Annotated in this window: 23 protein-coding genes; 12 read left to right on the forward strand and 11 right to left on the reverse strand. The window is 53.0% G+C overall.

The window, feature by feature from the left end:
• Positions 1 to 9: 9 nt before the first annotated feature.
• Positions 10 to 786 carry an MBL fold metallo-hydrolase gene (locus tag HVY19_RS05075; RefSeq protein WP_181683275.1) on the reverse strand — a complete coding sequence of 259 codons (777 nt, stop codon included), beginning with the start codon at positions 784 to 786 and terminating at the stop codon, positions 10 to 12.
• A gap of 210 nt (positions 787 to 996) precedes the next feature.
• On the opposite strand from HVY19_RS05075, the gene HVY19_RS05080 reads away from it, so the two are divergent.
• Complete coding sequence (locus HVY19_RS05080; RefSeq protein ID WP_181683276.1) at positions 997 to 1,500, forward strand: DUF2569 domain-containing protein; 504 nt, start codon at positions 997 to 999, stop codon at positions 1,498 to 1,500.
• A 355-nt stretch (positions 1,501 to 1,855) separates the two neighbouring features.
• On the opposite strand, the gene fbpC is transcribed toward HVY19_RS05080, so the two are convergent.
• The 6 genes from fbpC to HVY19_RS05110 form a co-directional block, all read right to left on the reverse strand.
• Positions 1,856 to 2,902 (reverse strand): ferric ABC transporter ATP-binding protein, encoded by a 1,047-nt coding sequence (fbpC, locus tag HVY19_RS05085; protein ID WP_181683277.1) that lies wholly within the window; start codon positions 2,900 to 2,902, stop codon positions 1,856 to 1,858.
• Positions 2,903 to 2,913: 11 nt separating this feature from the next.
• Complete coding sequence (locus HVY19_RS05090) at positions 2,914 to 4,992, reverse strand: iron ABC transporter permease (RefSeq protein WP_181683278.1); 2,079 nt, start codon at positions 4,990 to 4,992, stop codon at positions 2,914 to 2,916.
• A gap of 70 nt (positions 4,993 to 5,062) precedes the next feature.
• Positions 5,063 to 6,094, reverse strand: coding sequence for an ABC transporter substrate-binding protein (locus HVY19_RS05095; protein WP_181683279.1), 1,032 nt, complete (start codon positions 6,092 to 6,094; stop codon positions 5,063 to 5,065).
• Positions 6,091 to 7,395 carry an MFS transporter family glucose-6-phosphate receptor UhpC gene (gene uhpC, locus HVY19_RS05100; protein WP_181683280.1) on the reverse strand — a complete coding sequence of 435 codons (1,305 nt, stop codon included), beginning with the start codon at positions 7,393 to 7,395 and terminating at the stop codon, positions 6,091 to 6,093. The genes HVY19_RS05095 and uhpC overlap by 4 nt, the downstream gene beginning before the upstream one ends.
• Positions 7,396 to 7,479: 84 nt before the next feature.
• Complete coding sequence (locus tag HVY19_RS05105; protein ID WP_181683281.1) at positions 7,480 to 9,021, reverse strand: MASE1 domain-containing protein; 1,542 nt, start codon at positions 9,019 to 9,021, stop codon at positions 7,480 to 7,482.
• A complete protein-coding gene (locus tag HVY19_RS05110; RefSeq protein ID WP_181683282.1) occupies positions 9,021 to 9,650 on the reverse strand; it encodes a response regulator transcription factor in 630 nt (209 codons plus the stop codon). Before HVY19_RS05110 ends, HVY19_RS05105 begins: the two co-directional genes overlap by 1 nt.
• Positions 9,651 to 9,937: 287 nt before the next feature.
• On the opposite strand from HVY19_RS05110, the gene tauA reads away from it, so the two are divergent.
• The 4 genes from tauA to tauD are packed head-to-tail and all read left to right on the forward strand — an operon-like array spanning position 9,938 to position 13,351.
• The gene (gene tauA, locus HVY19_RS05115) at positions 9,938 to 10,900 is read left to right on the forward strand and encodes a taurine ABC transporter substrate-binding protein (protein WP_181683283.1); all 963 of its coding nucleotides are present in this window, start codon (positions 9,938 to 9,940) and stop codon (positions 10,898 to 10,900) included.
• 11 nt (positions 10,901 to 10,911) lie between these two features.
• Entirely contained in the window at positions 10,912 to 11,679 is a 768-nt protein-coding gene (gene tauB, locus HVY19_RS05120) for a taurine ABC transporter ATP-binding subunit (protein ID WP_181683284.1), read from the forward strand.
• Complete coding sequence (gene tauC / locus HVY19_RS05125; RefSeq protein WP_181683285.1) at positions 11,676 to 12,503, forward strand: taurine ABC transporter permease TauC; 828 nt, start codon at positions 11,676 to 11,678, stop codon at positions 12,501 to 12,503. Before tauB ends, tauC begins: the two co-directional genes overlap by 4 nt.
• Complete coding sequence (gene tauD / locus HVY19_RS05130; protein ID WP_181683286.1) at positions 12,500 to 13,351, forward strand: taurine dioxygenase; 852 nt, start codon at positions 12,500 to 12,502, stop codon at positions 13,349 to 13,351. Before tauC ends, tauD begins: the two co-directional genes overlap by 4 nt.
• A gap of 65 nt (positions 13,352 to 13,416) precedes the next feature.
• Here the strand turns inward: tauD and hemB are convergent, their stop codons facing one another.
• Positions 13,417 to 14,391: a porphobilinogen synthase gene (gene hemB, locus HVY19_RS05135; RefSeq protein ID WP_181683287.1), complete on the reverse strand. Its 975-nt coding sequence runs from the start codon at positions 14,389 to 14,391 to the stop codon at positions 13,417 to 13,419.
• Positions 14,392 to 14,897: 506 nt separating this feature from the next.
• On the opposite strand from hemB, the gene ehaB reads away from it, so the two are divergent.
• A complete protein-coding gene (ehaB, locus tag HVY19_RS05140; protein WP_181683288.1) occupies positions 14,898 to 17,819 on the forward strand; it encodes an autotransporter adhesin EhaB in 2,922 nt (973 codons plus the stop codon).
• Positions 17,820 to 17,908: 89 nt separating this feature from the next.
• The gene (iprA, locus tag HVY19_RS05145; RefSeq protein WP_181683289.1) at positions 17,909 to 18,532 is read left to right on the forward strand and encodes a hydrogen peroxide resistance inhibitor IprA; all 624 of its coding nucleotides are present in this window, start codon (positions 17,909 to 17,911) and stop codon (positions 18,530 to 18,532) included.
• Here the strand turns inward: iprA and ampH are convergent, their stop codons facing one another.
• Complete coding sequence (gene ampH / locus HVY19_RS05150) at positions 18,533 to 19,690, reverse strand: D-alanyl-D-alanine-carboxypeptidase/endopeptidase AmpH (protein ID WP_181683290.1); 1,158 nt, start codon at positions 19,688 to 19,690, stop codon at positions 18,533 to 18,535.
• A gap of 203 nt (positions 19,691 to 19,893) precedes the next feature.
• Here ampH and HVY19_RS05155 point away from each other — a divergent pair, with 203 nt between their 5' ends.
• The 3 genes from HVY19_RS05155 (at position 19,894) to HVY19_RS05165 (ending at position 22,875) form a co-directional block, all read left to right on the forward strand.
• Complete coding sequence (locus HVY19_RS05155) at positions 19,894 to 20,427, forward strand: isochorismatase family protein (protein WP_181683291.1); 534 nt, start codon at positions 19,894 to 19,896, stop codon at positions 20,425 to 20,427.
• Positions 20,428 to 20,545: 118 nt separating this feature from the next.
• Positions 20,546 to 21,766: a peptide antibiotic transporter SbmA gene (gene sbmA, locus HVY19_RS05160; RefSeq protein WP_181683292.1), complete on the forward strand. Its 1,221-nt coding sequence runs from the start codon at positions 20,546 to 20,548 to the stop codon at positions 21,764 to 21,766.
• A gap of 14 nt (positions 21,767 to 21,780) precedes the next feature.
• Complete coding sequence (locus HVY19_RS05165; RefSeq protein WP_181683293.1) at positions 21,781 to 22,875, forward strand: DUF1615 domain-containing protein; 1,095 nt, start codon at positions 21,781 to 21,783, stop codon at positions 22,873 to 22,875.
• An 18-nt stretch (positions 22,876 to 22,893) separates the two neighbouring features.
• On the opposite strand, the gene HVY19_RS05170 is transcribed toward HVY19_RS05165, so the two are convergent.
• Positions 22,894 to 23,199, reverse strand: a complete 306-nt coding sequence (locus HVY19_RS05170; RefSeq protein WP_181683294.1) for a YaiY family protein — start codon at positions 23,197 to 23,199, stop codon at positions 22,894 to 22,896.
• Positions 23,200 to 23,457: 258 nt separating this feature from the next.
• Here HVY19_RS05170 and HVY19_RS05175 point away from each other — a divergent pair, with 258 nt between their 5' ends.
• Positions 23,458 to 23,670: a DUF2754 family protein gene (locus HVY19_RS05175; protein WP_181683295.1), complete on the forward strand. Its 213-nt coding sequence runs from the start codon at positions 23,458 to 23,460 to the stop codon at positions 23,668 to 23,670.
• 29 nt (positions 23,671 to 23,699) lie between these two features.
• On the opposite strand, the gene ddlA is transcribed toward HVY19_RS05175, so the two are convergent.
• Positions 23,700 to 24,794: a D-alanine--D-alanine ligase gene (gene ddlA / locus HVY19_RS05180; RefSeq protein WP_181683296.1), complete on the reverse strand. Its 1,095-nt coding sequence runs from the start codon at positions 24,792 to 24,794 to the stop codon at positions 23,700 to 23,702.
• A gap of 105 nt (positions 24,795 to 24,899) precedes the next feature.
• On the opposite strand from ddlA, the gene HVY19_RS05185 reads away from it, so the two are divergent.
• Positions 24,900 to 25,583, forward strand: coding sequence for an extensin family protein (locus HVY19_RS05185; protein ID WP_181683297.1), 684 nt, complete (start codon positions 24,900 to 24,902; stop codon positions 25,581 to 25,583).
• Positions 25,584 to 25,715 lie beyond the last annotated feature (132 nt).

Below are 25,715 nucleotides of genomic sequence, written 5' to 3' on the forward strand. Positions count from 1 at the left end.
TCAATAACGTTAAAACGTCAGGATGTCCCCATCTTCCGGCACCTGCAGATATTCTGCAATCTGGTTATCACGGACATAGTTTCTGAGCGCTGCGCGGGTGAGCAGACAATGGTTTATTGCCTCCATGTGAATCGCCACGATCTGTGCCTCAGGCAGGGTAAAGTGCGTTTTCAGCACATCTTCCGCGCCCATAATGATCGGCCCAAAGCCGATGACATGGGCAAACCCTGCGTTCAGCACCACCACCCCGGGTTGGTAATGCCTCATATTGGCTTCCACCTCATCACGCCAGACAGTATCACCGACCAGGAACAGCGTTTTTTCCTGTGGATGCTCTAGGATAACCCCGCAGGCTTCGCCCATCCGTTCCGCCATTGCAGGGATCGCGTACAGCCGATCGGAACCATGCTGACCGTGGGTTTTACGCAACGTAATTTCAGCGAGCGTGGTGTTCTCCGTCAGTACCGTCAGTGCGGTAAACCCCTGTTCACGCAGAATTTGTGCATCGCGCGCATTCTGTACATAAATGGGTTTGTCTTTCGGCACCGCCCGAGACGCGAATTCATCCCAGTGATCCAGATGCAGATGGGTGACGATCAGGGCGTCGGCCTCCAGCAGCGTCTCGATATCACATGGAAGATCAACCGTAGGGTTGCGAATTTCCGCCCGTGCGGTACCCGGAAAGCCGGGGTAGGTCCCTTTCGGGGCCAGCATGGGATCGACGAGAAACGTCTGGCCGCCAAAGCTGATCAGTTGTGTGGCGTTACGGATATGGGTGATGTTCATGGGGGTACTCCACGTGAGAGGGGTCAGTGGTGTCATCGTAAAGTGTTGCCTGGAAGGTGAATGTGGGCAAATGGGCAAAAAACGATGGGATTGGGCCAATCTTATTGGTTTATCCCTGCTGGTCGAGTTGGGAATAATTAAGATATTATGACTGCATTAAGCCGGGTCGGCTGAAAGATAATTTCGGATAAGAACAATAAGTGAGGGTCTATGCAGTGGGGATGTATTAAGTGTGGCGTTGAAATTCCGCAACACACCGAATATTGCAGTGCGTGTGAAGAAAAACAGTTCAGAAAGATTGGCGGCTTCCTGTACCTGCCGTTGCTGGGGTTGTTTGTGACTGCGCTTTCACACCTGGTCGCGGCCGGTGAGGCGCTAAAATATCTGATCGATAATTTAGAAGGCTTATTCTTTGAGGCTAAGCTGTTCTTTATTGGCAGCTTTACTATAAGCCTTGTCATATTTTTATCTGCGGCATATGTCATTTCGGTGTTTTTGAGAAAGAAAAAGACACTGCCTAAATTGTATATTGGTCTGGTGGTATTACTGATTGTTTTAACATCGTTTAACACCTGGATGTTGTCTGCCCTTATTCCTGGGGTTGTCATTGGTTCTGATGAGTTACTTCCTCTGTTTCGGTTAATGATTTCAGCGTGTATCTGGATCCCGTATTTTATTAAATCCGTGCGAGTAAAACGAACGTTTGTGAATTAATTGAACGCAGCGCCAGTCGGCCATGCCTGATGGCGCTGCGCTTATCAGGCCTACAGGGGGATTCTCGTCCCCCATTCGTGGGAGCAAAAATCCATAGCTACTGCTTTCGTTTCACTGCCGCTTCGTATGACCCTGCCATACTAAAAATAACCCCTTGAAGCGGAGGTGTTATGAGCTGGCGACCCATTCTCTATCTGATTAATAATCCGCGTCCGGTATTAAGCGCCCGACGCGGGCATTTGCGACTGATTCAGGGCTGACGGAGTCATTGTTCGTGCCGGATGGCGGCTGCGCCTTATCAGGCCTACATCCGGCCTGTAGGCCTGATAAGCGCAGCGCCATCAGGCGTCAAATCCTATGCTGCATCCGCTAATACAAACATCCCGTACGGGTGGATCTCCAGATAATACTGCTCGCCAACGTCCGGTTGTAACCGCGTGGCGTTCACCTGTAGCAAAATCTCCTGCCCGTGCCACTCCACTGTGACCTCGTACTGCGGCCCCATATACGCAACGTGGCGGATCACGCAGCGCTGGCTCTCGTCGCCACGATCGCTCAGGGTGATGGCCTCCGGACGCACGCCAACCGTACCCGAACCTTCGGCAATAAAGTGCGCCGGACGCGGCAAACGATAGCCAAAAATATCCACGGTGTCCGCGCTGAAGGTTGCCGGGAACAGGTTGGCATCACCCATAAAGCTTGCCATAAAGCGCGAGGCGGGCTGACGATACAGATCCTGCGGCGAGCCAATCTGCATAATGTGCCCCTTGTTCATTACCAGCACGGTGTCGGAAACCGCAAAGGCTTCGCTCTGATCGTGGGTGACGTACAGGGAAGTAATATCAAACTGCTTTTGCAGCTCGCGGATCTTGTCACGCATACTGCGGCGCAGGTTGGCATCGAGGTTACTTAACGGTTCATCAAACAGCAGTACCTTCGGCTTGAGGATCAGGGCGCGCGCCAGCGCCACGCGCTGCTGTTGTCCACCGGAGATCTGATCGACATAGCGGTCTTCAAAACCGTCCAGATCCACCATTGCCAGCGCCTCTTTCACCCGCGTTTTTAATTCAGAACGCGATACGCCGAGCATCTTCAATCCGTAGCCAACGTTTTCCCCCAGTGACATATGCGGGAACAGGGCGTAGGACTGAAACACCATACAGATATCACGCTGCTGAATGGAGCTATGGGTTACGTCTTCACCATCTATAAATATCTGTCCTTCGCTCGGTTTTTCCAGCCCGGCGACCAGACGTAAAATGGTGGTTTTGCCGCAACCGGAGGGGCCGAGCAGCGTCACCATTTGCCCCTGCGGAATCGTGAGATTGATGTTATCAATAACCGTGTTGCTGCCGAATCGTTTGGTGACGTTGCGCAGTTCAACGAAATTTTTCTGACTCATAGTGCGCTCCATTACGCCTGGTTTTTGGCTTTTGAACGGGAGATGCGAGCTTCCCCAATCAGCCAGTCAAAGATGAAAATAATCGCCAGCATCACCACGATCAGAATCGAACCGTAGGCAATCGCTACGCCATATTCGCCGTCTTCAACGCGGTTTAAAATGTAGGCCGTCGCTACGCGGGTATCTGGCGTAACAAGGAACACAATGGCGCTGACGGTAGTAATGGCGCGCACAAAGCTGTAGATCAGCGCCGAAAGAATCGCCGGGCGCAGTAGCGGCAGCAGAATGTGCGTGATGGTGCGTAAGCTTCCGGCACGCAGGCTGAGTGAGGCTTCATCCAGTGATTTATCGATCTGCCCTAAGCCCGCGATCCCGGCGCGAATGCCCACCGGCACGTTACGCATCACCATCGAGATAATGACAATCGCCGCCGTTCCGGTGAGGTACACCGGTGCGCTGTTAAAGGTGAGAATGTATGACACGCCCGCTACGGTGCCGGGTACGGCAAAGCACAGCATGGTGGTGAACTCGATGGTCTTTTTCCCTTTGAACTGCTGACGCACAACAATCCAGGCGATCAGCAGGCCGAAGGCGGCGGTGATTGGCGCGGCGATCCCGGCATAAAGCAGAGTATCGAGCAGCGAAGGCCATGCGCCGTCGCTCATTCCCTGACCGAACAGCTTGATAAAGTTATCCAGCGTCAGGGTGTAGTCCACGCCCCAGTTAACGGTGAAGCTGCCGTAGAAAATGCTGCCGTAGAGCAGGGCGTTAAAGGCGATCCACACTGCCAGAATAGCGACTACGCTCCAGACCAGCGTCACCGGCAGCGGCTGCACGTCGCCACGGTAGGACTTTCCGGAAACCGTGACGTAAGAGCGTTTGCCAATCCACATGTACTGGATGCAGAACACCAGCAGGGAGAAGAGCAGGAGGAACGCGCCGAGGGTGCTGGCAGCCTGATAGTCGAGCTGGGAACCGGTGATGTAGAAGTAGATTTGCGTCGCCAGCACGTCGAAGTTGCCGCCGAGGACCAGCGGGTTACTGAAGTCCGCCAGCGACTGCACAATGACAATCAAAAACGCGTTTGCCAGTGCCGGTTTCAGCAGCGGCACAAACACACCGTTGAAGGTCTGCCAGCGGCTGGCACGGAGAGTGTACGAGGCCTCTTCCAGCGACGGGTGAATGGTTTTGATCGCGCCGTCGAGGATCATAAATGCCATTGGGGTAAATGCCAGCACTTGCGCCAGCCAGATCCCGGTAAAACCATATAGCCAGTTGGTATTGGTCAATCCAAACCAGTCCACCATGAGCTCGGTGACGTAGCCGGAGCGACCCATCATTAACGTGACGCCTAAGCCCACTACGAACGGTGGGGTGACGATCGGCAAAATCGAAAATATGCGTCCGATAATGGCGCTGCGTCTGGCAATGCGGGTGGTATAAATTGCCAGCACCAGACCGAAAAAGGTACAGCCCACGCCAACGGCAATCGACAGGACAATGGAGTTGATAATGACCTGAATGATATGCGCCTGCGACAGCACAGTCATAAACGACAACGGGGCAAATTCACCGGCGCTGGTAGTGAACATCGGAATAAAAATGGCCACGCTCGGCCAGACGATGAACACGCCGATCAGCGCCACAATAGTGACCAGCGAGCCGATGACAAAGCGGTCACCGCCCAGCCATTCGAGGCGAGTCAGCGCCAGCGTCATGATCGCCCCCAGGGCGACAAACAGCACGATAGTGGCATAGCCCAGACCGCGACCTTCCACGGTGGCGCTGATGACAATAAACGCCATGCACAGAAATGCCCAGCCCGCATCGAGTGTGTGGCGGGTGCGCTGCTCACGCCGTGCTTCATGGAAAGGGCGAATCAGCAACAGGCTCGGCAACAGATACCATAGCCAACTGATATTAAAGTGTGACCAGCCGTAAGCGTCGAGGATCTCGTCGCTCGTCGACTCCAGCAGGCCGTAATCCAGGCTCCAGCTTGGCAGCAGCGCGAACGCCAGCCAGCTCAGCAAAACCCAAAGGAATATCGCATCCCGCTTTTTCACAGGATGGAGTGCAAGTGTGTGTGACATAGCGGTTCCGGTGTTGTGTGTAGGCCCGGTAAGCGTGAGCGCCACCGGGCATTAACCGTAAAATGTGGGCTTATTTACCCATCTTCACGTCGCTGACCCACTTGTTGATCAATGCTTTACGTATGTCCGTCGAACCGTACTTATCCATGTCGTAATTGATCAATTTCAGGCCGTCGAGTTTCAGCGAGTTCGGCGAGGTTTCAGCCGTGGTGTTAGTCAGGATCTGATAAGACTTGCCTTTCTTCCATGCCAGCTCCTGCGCTTCTTTTGACAGCACCCAGTCGACGAACAGTTTAGCGTTATCGAGGTTACGCGCGCCTTTCAGAATGCTGACGCCGCCAATTTCATAGCCAGTCCCTTCACAAGGAGAGATCAGTTCCAGCGGTGCGCCCTGTTCTTTTTCCAGCGAGTAGTCGTGCAGGAAACCAATGCCAATAGCCGTTTCACCACGCGCGGCGTTACGTGCCGGGGCAATACCGGATTTGGTGTACTGAGAGACGTTGGCGTTAAGCTGTTTCAGATAATCAAAGGCCTGGTCTTCACCCCACAGTTGCGCGAAGGTTGCCAGCGCGGTGTAAGCGGTGCCGGAGCTTTGCGGGTCGGCAATCTGGATTTCACCTTTGTATTCCGGCCTGGTCAGATCTTTCCAGCATTTCGGCACGGGCAGGTTTTTCTCTTTCAGACGCTGGGTGTTAACGCCAAAACCGAGGATCCCGACGTAAACTGCCGATGAGAGGTTGCCTTTCACTTTGGCGGGATCGCGGAATTTCTCCATGATCTGCTCCAGGTTCGGCGATTTATACGGCTGCAGCAGCCCCATTTCACCTGCCTGGGACTGCGGGTCCAGCGTACCGCCGTACCAGACGTCGGCCTGCGGGTTTTTCTTCTCAGCGTCCACCTTCGCCAGCGTACTGCCGGAACCGTTGCGGATAAACGACGTTTTCACATCGTATTTCTCGCCGAAGGCTTTGGTTTCTGACTCGCACATTTCGTTGGTGGCGCTGCAATAGACCACCAGACGGCCTTTGGCCTGTGCCGCACCGCTCAGGGTGGCCAGCGCGACAGCGGAGGCGATCAGGGTAGAGGTAAAGGTCATTTTCATTGTTTTATCCTTTGACTGAGAGAAGTTGTAATGCCCGACATCAGCAGGGGCATCAGCAGTAAACCCATGAGTACTGCGGCGACCGAGAGCAAACTGAACATTCCCGACCAGCCGTAACGTTCTATGACCAGTGATAACGGCCAGCCCGCCAACGCGGCCCCGAGATAGGCGAACAGACCGAGAAAACCGGTGATCGACCCCGCCGCCGCTTTGTGACCACACTCCACCGCCGCCAGACCGATCAACATTTGTGGGCCAAAGACAAAAAAGCCCACCGTAAAGAAACAGACTGCCAGTAGCGCGTAGTGATGCACCGGCGCCAGCCACAGGGCCGCAACGGACACCATCAGCCCCAGCGTGAACAGCAAAATCATTGGCGCTCGCTGGCCGCTGAACAGTAAATCCGAGCCCCAGCCGGCAAACAGCGCGCCGAGCAGTCCTCCCACTTCAAACAGCATCACCGTGGCGTTAGCGCTCAGCAGATTGACGCCGTGGCTTTCCGTAAGCCAGATATTTCCCCAGTCGTTGAGGGCAATACGGATGAGATACACCAGCACATAAGAGACACCCAATAGCCAAATCATGGGGTTCTTTAACATGGTGGTGCGCAGCATCTGCCACAGCCCCATCGGTGGGCTTTGTTGCTCCTGGCGTAACTCCAGCGGATCGTTTCGCCATGCGCCGACTGACGGTAATCCCTCTTCCTGGGGCGTTCCTTTCAATCGCAATGTTAAGCCGATCCCCAATGCCATGCTGATGATCCCCGGTGTCAGCATCGCTGCCTGCCAGCCCCACCAGTGGGCGGCGAAGGCACTAATCAGCGGAATAATCGCTCCGCCGATATTGATGGATGTATTCCAGCAGCCCCACCAGAAACCGCGCTCGTTACGCGAGTACCAGTGGGTCAGCAGGCGGGCACAGGGAGGCCATCCCCAGCCCTGAAAAAAACCGTTCAGCGTCCAGACTGCCAGCAGCAGCGGCAGCGACTCACCAAAGGCGAACACCACGTTAAGCAGACCGGTAGCAAACAGCCCCATCCCCATGAACCATCGCTGTCCATGGCTGTCGTGCCACAGCCCGGCGGTAAATTTCGACACGCCGTAGGTCAGATAAAACAGCGACCCCAGCAGGCCGATATCGCTTTTATCCAGCCCTAAATCCGTTTGTAACGCGGGTAGCACGTAGTTCACGCTTTTACGCGTCAGGTAAAACGCGGCGTAGCCAACAACCATCCACAGCAGCAGCCGCGGGCGCAGTGCCCGGTATTGTGTATCTATTTCAGTTGCTGGGCGTGCATGCATAGCCGTCTCCGTTTTGCTGACTATAAGAAAGTGAACGCGAAAGGGGATGAGAGAAAGTCCGGAGTGACTAAGACTTTTTCCTGGTCAGAGGGCTGTTTGTTGCAAATTTGTGGGCAAGTTAACAATTACTCGCGTGCCGAGCCGGGATTCCAGGGTTAATTCTCCCCCCAGCGCGCTGACCCGCTCACGCATCCCCTGAATACCGAAACCGGCCATTTTGCCCGCGCAGATCCCCACGCCGTTGTCGTTGACTTCCAGGTGCAGTACGTTCCCCTGTTTGTGCAGGAGAATTGAAACTTCACTGGCGCCAGCGTGTTTGCAGACGTTGTTGAGAAGTTCCTGTACCAGCCGGTAAAGCGTGAAGCGCACCGTCTCGCTCTCTGGCGTGGTGTCTAAACGGTAGTCGAACTGGCAGCGGATGCCGCGCTCATGAAATGCAAATTCGTTGAGCAGATGATGCAGTGCCTCTTTAAACGTCAGTTCATCCAGCGCGGGTGGACGAAGCTGACGCAATAACTGGCGGGTGGAATGGTGAATGCGTCGGGCCAGATCGTTAATTTGACTGGCGGCGGCCTGGGTTTGCGCGGGATCGTGCGATCGTTTCACCAGTTGGGACTGGATCTGGATGGCGGTGATGTTCTGGCCGATTTCATCATGCAGTTCGCGAGCAAGGTTCTTACGGGTGTCCTCTTCGGTGTGGATCAACTTTTCCGCTAGCGCCCGCCTCGCCGCCAGTTCGGCTTCCAGACGCTCACGGTAGTGGTGCAGGTTCTGCGCCAGATGTTGCTGACGGCTGATGGCGATCCCAAGGCCGATACCCAGCAGTGACTGGGTAGCAAGGAAGATTTCCAGCTCGATCAGATTGCTGAACCCGACGCCGATCTGCCGGGCGATGGTGATCATCATGCTACCCAACAGGCCAGAGAGTACGCCGCCCTGCCAACCAAATTTCCATGCCATTACCACGTTGGGGAGAAACACCACGATCAGCAGCAGACGCTCGATCTCCGGTGACAGCACCATCTGAGTGCCGATACCGATAATAAAAAACAGGCTGCACCAGATAATGAGCGACGTGCGCAGCGGTGGATTGTTGGTATCCAGCCCCAGCAGGTGATACCGGTGCTGCTGACGAAGAAATTCAAAAATTAAATAGACGAACGGCGTCAGCAGTACGCCGCCGGTAAATGACGCCAGTCCGAGGAGCATCGCCGGGCTTTTGACAAACGGGGAGAGCAGGGCGGTGTTCAGCAACGACGCGGTGGTGACCGTTGCCAGCAGCAGGGTCAGTCGCTGCCAGTAAAGGGGAAAACGGTGCCAGAAACGTTGTGCGAGGCTGGCGGGGAGCAGGGGAATGAGCGGTGCCGCCAGCAGGATGACGCCGTTGAGCAACTGCTCGCTGTGCAGCCAGAGCAGCATCAGCATCGGCGGCAATATTAGCGCGGGCCAATAGCGACGCGAAAGCAGGATCAGTAGCGCCAGATAGACGCCATGCGGCAGAAACAGCGCGGCCTGCTGACCATTTTGTGTGAGGTAAAACCCGAGCGTCCACAGCATCAGCCAGCCGGTGCTCCAGGCCAGGATGATAAACAGTGAGATGACGACGTGACGCAAGCTCCGCGACATTAATGTCCTGCCAGTAGCTGATGATCGAGGGCGAAATGAACCAGCTCAATAGTGCTGTGGCAGTTCAGTTTGCCTAAGACGTTGGCACGATGGACGTGGACCGTTTTATGACTGAGATCGAGACGGAAAGCGATCTCTTTGACGCTTTCACCTTTCACCAGTAAATCAAACACTTCTCGCTCGCGGGGTGTAAGAATATCAAGCACCTGTGGCGATTTAACGCCTCCGCGCAGGGCTCGCAGTGCGTCAGCACAAAGATAATGCCCGCCCATCCCGACGGAGCGAACCGCTTGTACGAGTTCTTCCGGCCCGCAGCGTTTTGTCAGATAGCCGCTGGCCCCGGCATCCAGTGCGCTCTGTACGAAAGTGGGGGAATCATAAATGCTGAGAATGATGGCGCGAAAATGGGGTTTCTGCATCCGCAGGCGTTTCAGCAGGCTCAGACCATTTTCATCAGGCATAGCGATATCCATGACGGCAACGTTAACGTCATCCTGCAACAATGTCGGCCAGGCTTCCGCCGCACTGCTGTACTGGCCTGCGACGTCGAGGTCTTCTTCGAGACTGAGTAATTGCGCAAAGCCGGAACGTACTACCACATGGTCGTCCACCAGCACCACACGTATCATGTTTTGCTCTCCTGCCGGATAATGCTTCTATGATGCCTGCCGCCGCTGTGCTGGCAATCAATCCAGTGCAGTTATGGAATCCAGGTAGCAAAAAGTGGCAGCAACCTGTGCCGGATGGCGATGCAATGTGCCTTATCCGGCTGACAATTCCCCCTCATGCGTGAAACTACTATCCTTTGCCGCTTTTTTTCTAAAAACGCTTTGTTCTTAGCAAGAATTTTTAATTCCTTTATCAAATTCTGCTGCAACGAAATACTGCCCCCATAACAAGACAGGGGAGCAGACAAATGGCACATTCATCGCGTAATACACTTCTTGCCGCACTGGCATTCATCGCTTTTCAGGCGCAGGCGGTGAACGTCACCGTTGCGTATCAAACTTCCGCTGAGCCGGCAAAGGTCGCGCAGGCGGATAATACCTTTGCTAAAGAGAGCGGGGCGACCGTCGACTGGCGTAAATTCGACAGCGGCGCAAGTATTGTTCGGGCGCTGGCTTCCGGAGATGTGCAGATCGGCAATCTCGGATCCAGTCCGCTGGCGGTTGCCGCCAGCCAGCAGGTGCCTATCGAAGTTTTTCTGCTCGCCTCTAAGTTGGGTAACTCCGAAGCGTTGGTGGTGAAGAAAAGCATCAGCAAGCCGGAAGATTTGATCGGCAAGCGTATCGCGGTGCCTTTTATCTCTACCACCCATTACAGCCTGCTGGCGGCGCTGAAGCACTGGGGCATCAAGCCCGGTCAGGTGGAAATTGTGAACCTGCAACCGCCGGCGATTATCGCCGCCTGGCAGCGTGGTGATATTGACGGTGCTTACGTCTGGGCTCCGGCGGTTAACGCACTGGAAAAAGAGGGCAAGGTGTTGACAGACTCCGCGACGGTCGGAGAGTGGGGCTCGCCAACATTAGACGTCTGGGTGGTGCGCAAAGACTTTGCCGAGAAGCATCCGGAAATCGTCAAAGCCTTCGCTAAAAGCAATATCGATGCGCAGCAACCCTACATCGCAAACCCCGATGAATGGCTGAAACAGCCGGAAAACATCAGCAAACTGTCGCGCTTAAGCGGCGTTCCGGAAGCTGACGTTCCGGGGCTGGTAAAAGGCAATACCTACCTTACGCCGCAGCAACAGACGGCTGAGCTGACCGGGCCGGTCAATAAAGCGATTATCGATACCGCTCAGTTCCTGAAAGAACAAGGGAAGGTGCCTGCGGTGGCGAATGATTACAGCCAGTACGTCACCGACCGCTTCGTGCAATAAAGGAGGCGCTGATGCTGCAAATCTCTCATCTTTATGCTGATTACGGCGGGAAACCGGCGCTGGAAGATATCAATTTAACGCTTGATAGCGGTGAACTGCTGGTGGTACTGGGCCCTTCCGGCTGCGGTAAAACCACGCTGCTGAACCTGATTGCCGGATTTGTACCCTATCAGCGCGGCACGATCCAACTGGCGGGCAAGCGGGTGGAGGGGCCGGGCGCTGAACGAGGTGTGGTTTTTCAGCACGAGGGGCTGTTGCCCTGGCGAAACGTGCAGGAGAACGTCGCGTTCGGTCTGCAACTGGCAGGCGTTGAGAGAACGCAGCGTATTAGCATCGCCCAGCAGATGTTGAAAAAAGTGGGACTGGAAGGGGCGGATAAACGGTTTATCTGGCAGCTTTCCGGCGGACAACGTCAGCGGGTTGGAATTGCCCGCGCGCTGGCGGCGAATCCTCAGCTGCTGCTGCTGGATGAACCCTTCGGCGCGCTGGATGCGTTCACTCGCGAGCAGATGCAGACGCTGTTACTCAAACTCTGGCATGAGACGGGAAAACAGGTACTGCTGATAACGCACGATATCGAAGAGGCGGTATTTATGGCGACCGAACTGGTCCTGCTGTCCCCAGGACCAGGCCGGGTGCTGGAACGCCTGCCGCTGAATTTCGCTCGCCGTTTTGTCGCAGGAGATGACAGTCGCAGCATTAAGTCCGATCCGCAGTTTATCGAGACGCGCGAGTACGTATTAAGCCGCGTCTTCGAACAACGGGAGGCTTTCTCATGAGCGTAGTGATCAACGATAAACCGCGCCAACGGGCGCTGAGATGGCGTTGGCCGTTCTCACGGCAGATGAGTTTAAGCTTCGTAACGCTAACGGCGATCCTGGCGGTATGGTGGGCTGTCGCGGCGCTGCAACTGATCAGCCCGTTATTTTTACCTCCACCAGGACAGGTACTGCAAAAACTGGTCACCATTGCCGGGTCACAAGGGTTTATGGATGCCACGCTGTGGCAGCATCTGGCGGCAAGCCTGACCCGCATTGTGCTGGCGCTGCTGGCGGCGGTTATCCTGGGGATCCCTGTAGGTATTGCGATGGGGCTTAGCCCGACGGTGCGCGGCATTCTGGACCCGATTATTGAGCTTTACCGCCCGGTGCCACCGCTGGCGTATTTGCCGCTGATGGTGATCTGGTTTGGTATTGGTGAAACGTCCAAAATCCTGCTGATCTATCTGGCGATTTTTGCCCCGGTGGCGATGTCGGCACTGGCTGGGGTGAAAAGCGCGCAACAGGTTCGCATCCGCGCCGCGAAAGCGCTGGGGGCGAGCCGTGCGCAGGTGCTGTGGTTTGTGATCCTGCCGGGCGCGCTGCCGGAGATCCTGACGGGGTTGCGTATCGGGCTGGGCGTTGGCTGGTCGACGCTGGTGGCGGCAGAGCTTATTGCCGCCACGCGCGGCTTAGGATTTATGGTGCAGTCGGCGGGCGAATTCCTGGCAACCGACGTGGTGCTGGCGGGCATCGCGGTGATCGCGATTATTGCCTTTATTTTAGAACTGGGTCTGCGTGCGCTTCAGCGCCGCCTGACGCCCTGGCATGGAGAAGTCCAATGAGTGAACGTCTGAGCATTACCCCGCTGGGGCCGTATATTGGCGCACAGGTCGCGGGCGCGGACCTGACCCGTCCGCTGAGCGATAATCAGTTTGAGCAGCTTTACCATGCGGTGCTTCGTCACCAGGTGGTATTCCTGCGCGAGCAGGCTATTACGCCACAGCAGCAGCGGGCGCTGGCGCTGCGCTTTGGCGATCTGCACATTCACCCGGTCTATCCGCATGCCGAAGGTGTGGGCGAAATTATCGTGCTGGATACACATAACGATAATCCGCCGGATAACGACAACTGGCACACCGACGTCACGTTTATCGAAACGCCGCCAGCAGGGGCGATTCTGGCAGCTAAAGAGCTACCTTCAACCGGTGGTGATACGCTGTGGACCAGCGGCATTGCGGCATATGAAGCGCTGTCTGAACCCTTTCGCCAGTTGCTAAGCGGGCTGCGGGCGGAACATGACTTCCGAAAATCCTTCCAGGAATTTAAATACCGCAAAACGGAAGAGGAACATCAGCGCTGGCGTGAAGCGGTGGCGAAGCATCCGCCGCTGTTGCATCCGGTGGTGAGAACCCATCCGGTCAGCGGTAAACAGGCGCTGTTTGTTAATGAGGGATTCACCACGCGTATTGTTGACGTGACGGAGAAAGAGAGCGAGGCGCTGCTCGGATTTTTGTTCGCTCATATCACGAAACCGGAGTTTCAGGTGCGCTGGCGCTGGCAGCCAAATGACGTGGCGATCTGGGACAACCGGGTAACGCAGCATTATGCCAACGCCGACTATCTGCCGCAGCGGCGCATTATGCACCGTGCAACCATTCTGGGCGATAAACCGTTTTTTCGTGCAGGGTGATGAGCTGAGGGGATAATAACGTAGGCCGGGTAGGGAAGACACGCTACCCGGCAATAATGGTTTGCTTAACGCAGAATTTTTTTCTCAGCCAGATCCAGCGCAAAGTAGCTGAAGATCAAATCCGCGCCGGCGCGTTTGATCGAACCCAGGCTTTCGAGTATCACTTTTTCTTCATCAATGGCGCCAGCCATGGCGGCGAATTTGATCATCGCGTATTCCCCGCTGACCTGATACGCACCAAGCGGGAGTTCCGTACGCTCGCGAATGTCGCGCAGAATATCCAGATAGGCTCCTGCAGGTTTGACCATTAGACAGTCAGCCCCCTGCGCCTCATCCAGCAACGACTCACGAATGGCTTCGCGGCGGTTCATCGGGTTCATCTGGTACGTTTTACGATCGCCTTTCAGTGCGGTGCCTGCCGCTTCACGGAACGGGCCATAGAAAGACGAGGCGAATTTGGTGGAGTAAGACATGATTGCCGTATCGGTGAAACCAGCGGCATCCAGCGCCTGGCGAATTGCCTGCACCTGTCCGTCCATTGCAGCGGAAGGCGCAATAAAATCGGCACCAGCAGCGGCAGCTACGACAGCTTGTTTGCCCAGGTTTGCCAGCGTCGCATCGTTGTCGACACCGTGCTCGCACAGTACGCCACAGTGGCCGTGGGAGGTATATTCGCAGAAGCAGGTGTCCGACATCACGATCATTTCCGGGACGGTCTGTTTGCAGATGCGTGACATCCGCGCCACCAGGCCATCTTCTTTCCAGGCATCGCTGCCGGTGTCATCGGTATGGTGAGAGATACCAAACGTCATCACCGAACGGATGCCTGCGTTAGCGATGCGTTCGATTTCACGCGCCAGATGCTTTTCCGGGATGCGCATAACGCCCGGCATGGCTTCAATCGCTTTGTAATCGTCGAGTTCTTCTTCAACAAAGATCGGCAACACCAGGTCGTTCAAACTGAGTGTTGTCTCTTCAAACATGGCGCGTAGCGCAGCAGATTTGCGCAAACGGCGAGGGCGTTGGATTAAGTCTGTCATGGGATGCCTGATGTTTGTGAAATTGAGGTCCATAGTATACCTGAAGCTGCGTCCGGATGGTTTGCGAAAGTTGGCCTTATGCCACTCATTTCCCTGAAGTTAAAAAACGATTAAAACAATAATTTTATACGGATGACAATTTATTCATATACGCGAATGTTATTTTTAATATTTAGATTATTTTAAATGTCGATGGGTTTTGTTGATCTTATTATTTGTTTGAAATTAAGTTTTGTTATTCATTATTTGTCTGCACTTTTTAAAAGTATTTACTGCGAATATGTGTATCTAGGATGATTGTTTTTAACACTATAATTTATAAGCCATTTAACTTTATTTTCATTCTTTTGTGTTGGTGCGGAATTAATGTCCGGTTCCGGACAGAGGGTAAAGAATAATTGAACCTTTCATTCGAGACGCCGCATAATCCTCTTCGCAAAACATAATGTTCTATGCATTGATAATTGATGGATCAACTCTATTACGTCCCTGAGGAGGGATGACAAATGCACTCCTGGAAAAAGAAACTTGTAGTCTCACAATTAGCATTGGCTTGCACTCTGGCTATCACCTCTCAGGCGAATGCTTCAACTGATATTTCTGGTACCACTTACACCACATTTGCCCATTATAACGATGCCACTTACGCTGATGGCGTGTATTTCGATGGGTATGTTGGCTGGAATAACTATGCCACCGATAGCGTTTACAACGGTGATATTTATCCGGTCATTAAAAACGCAACCGTTAATGGTGTGATTTCAACCTGGTATCTGGATGATGGGCTTACCACAAACACCAATAACAACAGCCTGACCATTAAAAACAGCACCATTCACGGCATGATCACCTCCGAGTGCATGACTACCGACTGCGTGGGCCGTGATGCGACTGGCTATGTTTATGATCGTCTGACCCTGACCGTTGATAACTCAACCATTGACGATAACTACGAACATTATACCTATAATGGTACGTACACCGACGGTACTGCTGATACGCACGTGGTTAATGTGTTCGGCCTGGGTACTGCAATCACTCTGGATCAGGAAGTTGATCTGGCCATCAGCAACAACTCACACGTTGCAGGTATTACCCTGACTCAGGGCTACGAGTGGAGTGATGTTGACAACAACACGGTCAGCACCGGCGTTAACAGCAGCGAAGTGTTTAACAACACTATCACCGTGAAAGACTCAACGGTGACCTCTGGCTCACTGTCTGACGAAGGTACTTCAGGCTGGTTCGGTAACAACAACAACGCCAGCGATTACAACGGTGCTAACACGGCTGACGATGTGGCTCTGGCAGTGGTGGCGAATCCGAATGCTGATAACGCTATGCAGACCACAGCAACCTTCAATAACTCAACCCTGATGGGCGATGTGGTTTTCTCCAGTAACTTCGACGAAAACTTCTTCCCGAACGGTGCAGACAGCTATCGCGATACCGATGCCACCGTTGATACTAACGGCTGGGATGGTACCGATCGTCTGGATCTGACCTTAAATAACGGTAGCAAGTGGGTCGGCGCAGCAATGTCTGTACACCAGGTGGATACCGATGGTGACGGCGATTACGACAGCGTTGCTAGTGGCACAGAAGCAACGGCTACGCTGATCGATATCGCAGCAAACAGCCTGTGGCCATGGTCGACTTATGGCGTAGATAATAGCGACACTGCTTATGGTGAAGATGGCCACGTTATTGGCAACGAAGTCTACCAAAGCGGCCTGTTCAATGTAACGCTGAACGGCGGTTCACAGTGGGATACCACCAAAGCCTCCCTGATTGATACTCTGAATATCAACAGCGGTTCTGTCGTGAACGTTGCAGATTCTACTCTGGTTTCTGACACCATTGCCCTGACCGGTGGTTCAGCCCTGAACATCAATGAAGATGGTCATGTCGCTACTGATTCACTGTCCATCAACAACAGTACCGTGACTATTGCTGATGATGCTTCCGCAGGTTGGGGGGCGGGTGATGCTGCACTGTATGCAAACACCATCAACGTAACCAACAACGGTGTGCTGGACGTGGGCAACAGCACGGCGTACGCGCTGCAGGCAGATACCCTCAACCTGACCAGCTATACCGACGCTAATAGCCATGTGAATGCGGGTGTGTTCGACATTCACAGCAACAGCTTCGTTCTGGATGCCGATCTCACCAACGATCGTACGAATGACACCACCAAGTCTAACTACGGTTATGGCGTAATCGCGATGAACTCCGATGGTCACCTGACCATTAACGGTAACGGTGATTCTTACAGCGCCGATCTGGCTGAAGTTGATAACGCTGGTGACCGCGTCGCTGCCGCAACCGGTAACTACAAGGTTCGTATCGACAACGCGACGGGCGAAGGTTCAATCGCTGATTACAAAGGCAAAGAGCTGATCTACGTTAACGACAAGAACAGCACCGCGACTTTCTCCGCAGCGAACAAAGCTGACCTGGGTGCATACACTTATCAGGCTCAGCAGCAAGGCAACACTGTTGTTATGCAGCAGATGGAGCTGACCGACTATGCAAACATGGCGCTGAGCATTCCGTCCGCTAACTCCAATATCTGGAACCTGGAACAAGACACCGTTGGCACTCGTCTGACCAACTCCCGTCACGGTCTGGCGGATAACGGCGGCGCGTGGGTAAGCTACTTCGGCGGCAGCTTCAGTGGCGATAACGGCACCATCAACTATGACCAGGACGTTAATGGCATCATGGTCGGTGTTGATACCAAAGTTGACGGTAACAACGCGAAGTGGATTGTCGGTGCGGCTGCAGGCTTTGCCAAAGGTGACATGAGCGACCGTACCGGTCAGGTGGATCAGGACAGCCAGTCTGCCTACATCTACTCCTCTGCTCGCTTTGACAACAACATCTTTGTTGATGGCAGCATGAGCTACTCCCACTTCAACAACGATTTGTCTGCCAACATGAGCAACGGCCAGTATGTTGACGGTAGCACCTCTGCGGACGCATGGGGCTTCGGTCTGAAACTGGGTTACGACTGGAAACTGGGTGATGCAGGTTATGTGACTCCGTACGGCAGCGTGTCCGGTCTGTTCCAGTCTGGTGATGATTACCAGCTGAGCAATAATCTGAAAGTTGACGGTCAATCCTACGACAGCATGCGTTATGAACTGGGTGTTGATGCGGGCTATACCTTCACTTACAGCGAAGAACAGGCTCTGACCCCGTACTTCAAGCTGGCCTATGTCTATGACGATGCCAATAATGATTCTGACGTTAACGGCGACTCTATCGACAACGGCACAGAAGGTTCTGCAGTACGTGTTGGACTGGGTACTCAGTTCAGCTTTACCAAAAACTTCAGCGCATATACCGATGCAAACTACCTGGGTGGCGGTGACGTCGATCAGGACTGGTCTGCAAACGTGGGCGTGAAATATACCTGGTAATATTTTCCTTGTTACAGGGAAGATGATTTAGACTAGAAAAATGCCCGTCAAGGATTTGACGGGCATTAATGCAAAGGAAGGCGTAAAAGATGTTATCTTTGACTAAACCGTTACAGGAGTTTGGTAAGCTTGATAAATGCTTATCCAAATACGGTACCCGCTTCGAACTGCATGATGAGAAGCAAGTCCTTTATTCAAATGACACGGATCAGGATAAAACTTTCGTTATCCTGGAAGGGGTCATCTCTTTAAGACGCAATGAACAAATTCTCATTGGTATAGCTCAGGCACCGTTCATTATGGGGCTTGCTGATGGGGTGATGAAAAAAGATGTGCAATATGATCTGGTCACCGAAGGGACGTGTACAGGTTATTTCTTGCCAGCCATACAGACCGTCGAGATCATTGATGAATGTCATTTATGGCGAGAAGCGTTCTACTGGCTTACCTGGCAAAATCGAATTCTTGAGCTGCGCGATCTGCAATTAATCGGCAACAACTCCTACGAACAAATAAGATCAACTTTGTTTTCAATGATAAAGTGGGATGAAGAACTTCGTTCCCGAATTGGTGTTATGAATTATATTCACCAGCGCACACGCATTTCCCGCTCAGTGGTTGCTGAAGTACTGGCTGCATTGCGTAAAGGCGGTTACATCGAAATGAATAAAGGCAAACTGGTCAGTATCAACCGTTTGCCTTCCGATTACTGATTAGGAGGCAGGAACGACTACCGGTTTGTTTTCGCTAAGTTCGACAACAAGATCGTTAATCCCATTACTCATATTGGTAAATCGCGTCTGCGGCGATCGCGTTACGACAATAAAAGCCCCGACATTTTTTTGTGGGATCATTGCCATGTAGGTAATGAAACCGCCACCACCGCCGGTTTTTTGAATAATTCCCGGACGTCCATTTTTCGGCGCCATATAGACCCAGCCCAGACCAAGCGCATCCGCTTTGCCTGGCACATCCATTCCTGTGACCCGCGACAATTGCGTTCGCTGATAAATCAGCGTTTGCATCCGATCGGCCTGATTGCTGCGCTGATAGAAATCAGACGAAAGATACTGTTGCATCCAGCGCATCATATCGCCTGGCGTCGAATAAACGCCTCCACTGCCTACTGCCGCCAGCGTGTTATTGCATGGACTGGCCCCTTTTTCTGCGACCATCAACCGCTTGCACTGGTCAGGGGAAGGAGTAAAGGTGGTGTCTTTCATCCCCAGTGGGCGAGTGATGTTCTCTTCAAACAGTTGGGTATAAGGCTTTCCGGAGGCGTTTGCCAGGGCGTCAGCCAGTAAATCAAAGGCCAGATTTGAATACGCGGCCTGAGTACCCGGTGCTGTTTTCAATGTCGCGGTGGAAAGGTAGTTCCAGCGTTGTTCACGTGTAGGCCAGACGAAAACGGGACGCTTTGCGGCGCCGCCGGGCTGTTCGCGAGGCAGAGCACTGGTGTGTGTCGCCAGGTTAACCAGCCGAATGGGCGTTCCCTGATATGTCGGCACCCGCGCACCGGGTGGGGCATATTTACTCAAAGGATCATTGAGCTGCACTTTGCCCTGGTCGAGCATTTTAACCAGCATTTCGCTGGTCATGAGCTTAGTGATTGATGCAATACGAATCACGGAGTCCAGTTGAGGACGAACGTTATTGCCTGGACGCGTTTCGCCAAAGCTACGGAAGACCCGCTGGTTCCCGTCTATGACGACTAATGCCATGCCCGTCGCGGCACTGCCATAGAAAATATGATCGGCATAGCGCTCGACAATATCGGAAGCGAATACCGGATCGGCGATAGGCTGTACGGCCTGGACAGGTGTCAATGACGCCGTATAAAGCACGGCAGAAAAAAGCAGACTACGTTTCAACGGTGGTGTCCATGAATGAGAATGAAATACTACGCGTAGTTATACTACGCATCGATACATTACAAAGCGCTAATTAAAGCAAGGATAGTGATAAAAACGTAACGATGAGTAAATGCGATGATGTTTGCATCCAAAGAAAGTCCGCTTTTGTGAACCTGCGCGTGCAATAATCAGCAGTTGGTCTTCCCCTTCAGGAGTGAATAATGGCTAAAAAACAGGTCGTGATTGTTGTAGATATGCAAAATGGCGTCTTCGCCACACCACGCATCAACCGGGAAACGTGTGTGCAACGCATCAATCAGCTTACCGGGGCAGCCGATATCACCCTCTTCATTCAACATGCTGAGGCGGGGGGACTGGAGGAGGGAAGTGAGGGGTTTGCTTTACTTCCAGAACTCGACAGGCCGGCCAACGCGCGGTATGTCACTAAAACCGCATGCGATGCTTTCTACAACACGACGCTGGAACAACTCCTGGCCGAAGAGGGGATTCGTCAGTTTGTTATTTGCGGCTGCGCGACAGATTATTGCGTGGATACCACCATTAAGAACGGCGTCAGTCGGGGGTACAGCATTACGGTCGCGGAAAATGCGCACACCACCGCACACCGAACCGCCGCAAGTGCAGAAACGCTGATTGCGCACTATAACGATGTCTGGCGCGATCTTATCATGCCGGGCAACCCGGTCTTTGTGAAACCAGTCGAAACAATTCTTCAGGAATGGAAAGCGAACTAAGGATGGTCATTTTTGTCACAGTGGGCGGTTTCGTTTGCTGTGATGGTGCGACTTTCACCCGCACAGCAGTAAAAGCACAGCAGTTGTCATAACGATAAGAAGTTAGCAGGAGAGCATCATGTTTAAGTCTTTTTTCCCAAAGCCGGGTCCCTTTTTTCTCTCGGCGTTTATTTGGGCATTGGTTGCCGTTATCTTCTGGCAAGCCGGAGGCGGTGCCTGGGTCGCTAAACTGACAGGCGCGTCGGCAGAGATTCCCATTAGCGCCGCGCGTTTTTGGTCGCTGAGTTATCTGATTTTCTACGCCTACTACGTCCTGTGCGTGGGGCTGTTTGCTCTGTTCTGGTTTGTCTACAGCCCACATCGTTGGCAGTACTGGTCTATCCTCGGGACATCGCTGATTATTTTTGTCACCTGGTTTCTGGTCGAGGTAGGCGTGGCCGTCAACGCCTGGTACGCGCCTTTCTACGACTTGATTCAGTCTGCACTTAGTTCGCCGCATAAAGTGACGATAAGCCAGTTTTACCAGGAAGTCTTTGTATTCCTTGGTATCGCAGTAATCGCTGTTATCGTTAGCGTATTGAACTACTTTTTTGTGAGTCATTATGTGTTTCGCTGGCGTACAGCGATGAACGAATATTACATGGCTAACTGGCAGCATCTTCGTCATGTGGAAGGGGCCGCGCAACGTGTGCAGGAAGACACTATGCAGTTTGCCTCTACGCTTGAAACAATGGGCGTGAGTTTTATCAGGGCGATCATGACATTAATCGCTTTTTTACCGATTCTAGTGAATCTCTCTGTTCATGTGCAGGAGTTGCCTATTATTGGTCATGTTCCCTACGGTCTGGTGATTGCGGCCATCATCTGGTCATTGATGGGGACAGGGCTGCTGGCGTTTGTCGGGATAAAATTGCCGGGGCTGGAGTTTAAAAATCAGCGGGTAGAAGCGGCTTACCGTAAAGAGTTGGTGTATGGCGAAGATGATCCTCATCGCGCGACACCCCCTACGATACGTGAGCTTTTTAACGCGGTTCGCCAGAACTACTTCCGCCTCTATTTTCACTATATGTATTTTAATATTGCGCGGGTTCTCTATCTGCAACTGGATAACGTTTTCGGTTTGTTCCTGCTGTTTCCATCGATTGTTGCCGGTACGATTACACTCGGTCTGATGACGCAAATTAACAACGTGTTTGATCAGGTACGCAATTCATTCCAGTATTTGATTAACTCGTGGACTACGCTGGTCACTCTAATGTCCATTTATAAGCGACTGCGCAGCTTCGAACGCGAACTGGATGATAAAGATATTCAGACTGTCACCCATACGCTTAGTTAACCAAAGGAAACGTTATGTCTGCAGGAGCTCGTCTTTATTCGTTGTCATTGCTGGGGAGTCTGGTACTGGTTGGATGTAGTACTCAGACATCGCAGCCACTGAAAAAAGGGGAGAAGCCTGTCGACGTCGCGAGCGTAGTGCGGCAAAAAATGCCCGCCAGTGTGAAGGACAGAGACGGTTGGGCGAAAGATATCGCCAAAACGTTTGAAAGCCAGAAACTGGCGCCGACGGTGGAGAACGTCTGTTCAGTGCTGGCAGTGGCGCAGCAGGAATCTAACTACACGGCGGATCCGGCGGTGCCAGGGTTGAGTAAAATCGCCTGGCAAGAGATTGACCGCCGCGCCGAAAGAATGCACATCCCTGCTATTTTGGTACACACTGCGCTTAAAATTAACTCACCGACCGGTAAGAGCTACAGCGAGCGGCTGGATACGGTCAAAACTGAAAAACAGCTAAGCGCCATCTTTGACGATTTTATCAATATGGTGCCGATGGGACAGACGCTGTTTGGCTCACTGAACCCGGTTCACACTGGCGGCCCGATGCAGGTGAGCATTGCTTTCGCTGAGCAGCACAGTAAAGGCTATCCGTGGAAAATGGACGGCACGGTGCGCCAGGAAGTGTTCAGCCGCCGGGGTGGCCTGTGGTTTGGGACCTATCATCTGCTTAACTATCCGGCCAATTACAGTGCACCGATCTTCCGCTATGCCGATTTTAATGCCGGATGGTACGCCAGCCGAAATGCTGCGTTTCAGAACGCGGTCAGCAAGGCAAGCGGCGTAAAACTGGCGCTTGACGGAGATCTGATCGTCTACGGCAGCAAAGAGGCGGGTAAAACGGAACAGGCAGTACGTAAGCTGGCGGACAAACTGGATCTCAGCGAAAGCGCCATTCGACGCCAATTAGAAAAAGGTGACAGCCTGGCCTTTGAAGAGACGGCGCTGTACGAGAAAGTGTATCAACTCGCTGAAACGAAGGCCGGTAAAAGGCTACCGCGTGAAATGCTGCCAGGCATACAACTGGAAAGCCCGAAAATCACCCGCAATCTGACCACCGCCTGGTTTGCAAAACGCGTGGACGATCGGCGGGCGAAATGTATGGGGATGTAGTGGTCTGGCGGAAAAGGATCAGTGACGATGACGCCAGCGCAGATAGAGTGCGATAACCCCGAAGACCAGGCAACCTGCCAGGAATGGCACCAGACCAAAAATGGTACCGACACCCAGACCGATTTCCACCCGGGGGCGTCCGGTTTCCTGTACCTGCATCAAATGTTCATAGATACCCGGCGCATGAACTAGCAGGGTTAGTAATTGTGCGCCCACCCAAAAGCAGAACAGCACAAATACCGCATAGGCCACATTTCCGGAAGGAGAGGAGGTTTCTCGATGTTTCCCATTAAACAGGGATTTTGAGAGTGTAAAATCAGCCATAAAAGACCTCCGCAAACTTTTCTACTTCTTCGACGCTATGCCGATGACTTAGGGTGAAGTCTGACAGGTCATAACGTTTGTCAATATCAGAATGTTGGTAATTTAGGCCTGGGAGGATTCCTGGATTACTGAATTTTGCATGTGATCACAAATATTTCACTTAAATTTAAATTCATTAACATTTAAGAAATTCCGCATTCGACACAGACGAGTTTCCAGAAATATGCGACGATGCGTTTTTTTCGTCCTGGAGCAACTATGAACCTGCCTGTAAAAATACGCCGTGACTGGCATTACTACGCCTTCGCTATTGGGCTGATTTTCATTCTGAATGGCGTGGTAGGGCTGTTAGGTTTTGAAGCCAAAGGTTGGCAAACCTATGCCGTGGGATTAGTGACCTGGGTCGTTAGTTTCTGGTTAGCGGGATTGATCATTCGCCGTCGCGTAGATGAGGATGAAGAAACGGCGTAGACGGGGAGGTCTGCGCCGTTTCGCAGTATTTACATCGTGGTTTTGAGTGCGTTATCCGCTGCGTGACGCTCCAGCGCCAGTTCGATCAGTCGGGTGATCAAATCGGTATACCCTAAACCGCTGGCTTGCCAGAGCTTCGGGTACATGCTGATGTTGGTAAAGCCCGGCAACGTGTTGATCTCGTTGATCACCACGTCGTTATCCGCTGTTAAAAAAACATCGACACGGGCCATTCCGGCGCATCCCAGCGTCTGGTAAGCCTGGATCGCAATCTCTCGGATCTTGTCGTTGATTTGCGGGTCAATGGCTGCTGGTACCACTACCTGAGCGCCGTTGTCATCAATGTATTTGGTATCGTAGGCGTAAAAATCGCTGTTCAGGACGATCTCGCCGCAGGTGCTGGCTTGTGGAAATTCATTGCCAAGCACGGCACATTCGATCTCACGACCTTTAATACCTTGCTCAACCACCACTTTATGATCGAATTCGAAGGCCAGGGCGACAGCCTTTTCATATTGCGCTTCGCTGGTCACTTTACTCACGCCAACGGAAGAGCCCTGATTTGCGGGCTTAACAAACAGCGGCAGCCCCAGTTTTGCTTCAACATCGGCAAAGCGAATGCTGTCGCGGTTGGTTCGCGTCAGCGTAATAAATGGCGCGATATTCAGTCCGGCGTCACGCAACAAGCGTTTGGTGACGTCTTTATCCATGCAGGCCGCAGAACCCAACACATCGGAGCCGACAAACGGCAGATTCGCGACGCGTAACATTCCCTGGAGCGAGCCATCCTCACCCAACGTTCCGTGAACAATCGGGAAAATAACGTCGACCGTGGGCAGAGGATTGCCGGTCTGCGCATCAATCAACTGGTGCTCAACTTTACCTGGCACCTGGGCAAGGCTGGTCGCGGAAGGGCGCAGGGCGATGTGCGCCGGATCGTCTGCATTGAGCAGATAACTCTTGCTGTCACTGACGTGCCATTGACCTTGTTTATCAATGCCTAACAGCACAACCTCAAAGCGGGTTTTGTCGATGGCATCGACAATATTTTTTGCCGATTGCAATGACACTTCATGTTCCGCCGATTTACCACCAAAAACGATTCCTACCCGCAACTTTGCCATCTTAAACCCATTCCATCGAACGCAAAGCGTATACATTACCACGACAAAACGAGGGATTCGCGGGCTTCTGCCATAATGTGAGTGAGATTTTTATAGGAGTGGGGCGTGAAAGCGAAAGGCTGGCTAACCATTATTCTGCTGGGTGTCGTGTGCGGCGTGGGATATCGCTATCTGCCATCGTGGTACAACCCTTTTGCGCCTCTGGAACTGTCTGACCCACCAAACTGGTTCGCCAAATATAAGTTACAGCGCCTGACGCCGGAACGCTGCGCCGTGCTATTAGCGCAGGCTAATCAACAGAAACTCATCTCCTCCCAGGCGGTGGCCGATAGCGTGGGAGAATGCCCGTTAGCCAACGTAGTAAGAGTTCGCGATTTTGGCACAGTAAAATTGAGCAGCAGCTTCCTCGCTTCTTGCCCGTTAGCGCTCAGTTCCGCGCTGTTTGTCGAACAACAGGCTCGCCCGCTCACTGCACAGTTTATGGGCAGCCGACTGGCGCGCATCGATCACCTTGGCAGCTACGCCTGCCGTAATATTTATCATCGCCCGGATGCGCGGCGCAGCGAGCATGCCAGTGCCCAGGCATTGGACATCAGCGGTTTTCAGCTTGCGGATGGGCGGCGTTTTACCGTTCTGCGTGGCTGGAAGCAGGATGAAAGCGCCCACTGGCTGAAGGCTTTGCTCAGTGCAAGCTGTCACTATTACGGTAATGGCTTAGGCCCCGAATACAACGCCGCCCACGCCAACCATTTTCATCTCGGGATGCGGGGTTACGGAATGTGTCGCTAAGCATAAAACCCTGGATTGCACCGGGGTTTAATGTGATGCATTTCACAAATCTGGTGAACGGGAAGATAAAATAGCAAAATGTAACCTGTCGAACCTCTGGTTCTACTTATGGCCGAGGTTATTGATAGACTA

It is taken from the genome of Citrobacter sp. RHB25-C09 (assembly GCF_013836145.1).
GTDB lineage: Bacteria > Pseudomonadota > Gammaproteobacteria > Enterobacterales > Enterobacteriaceae > Citrobacter_A.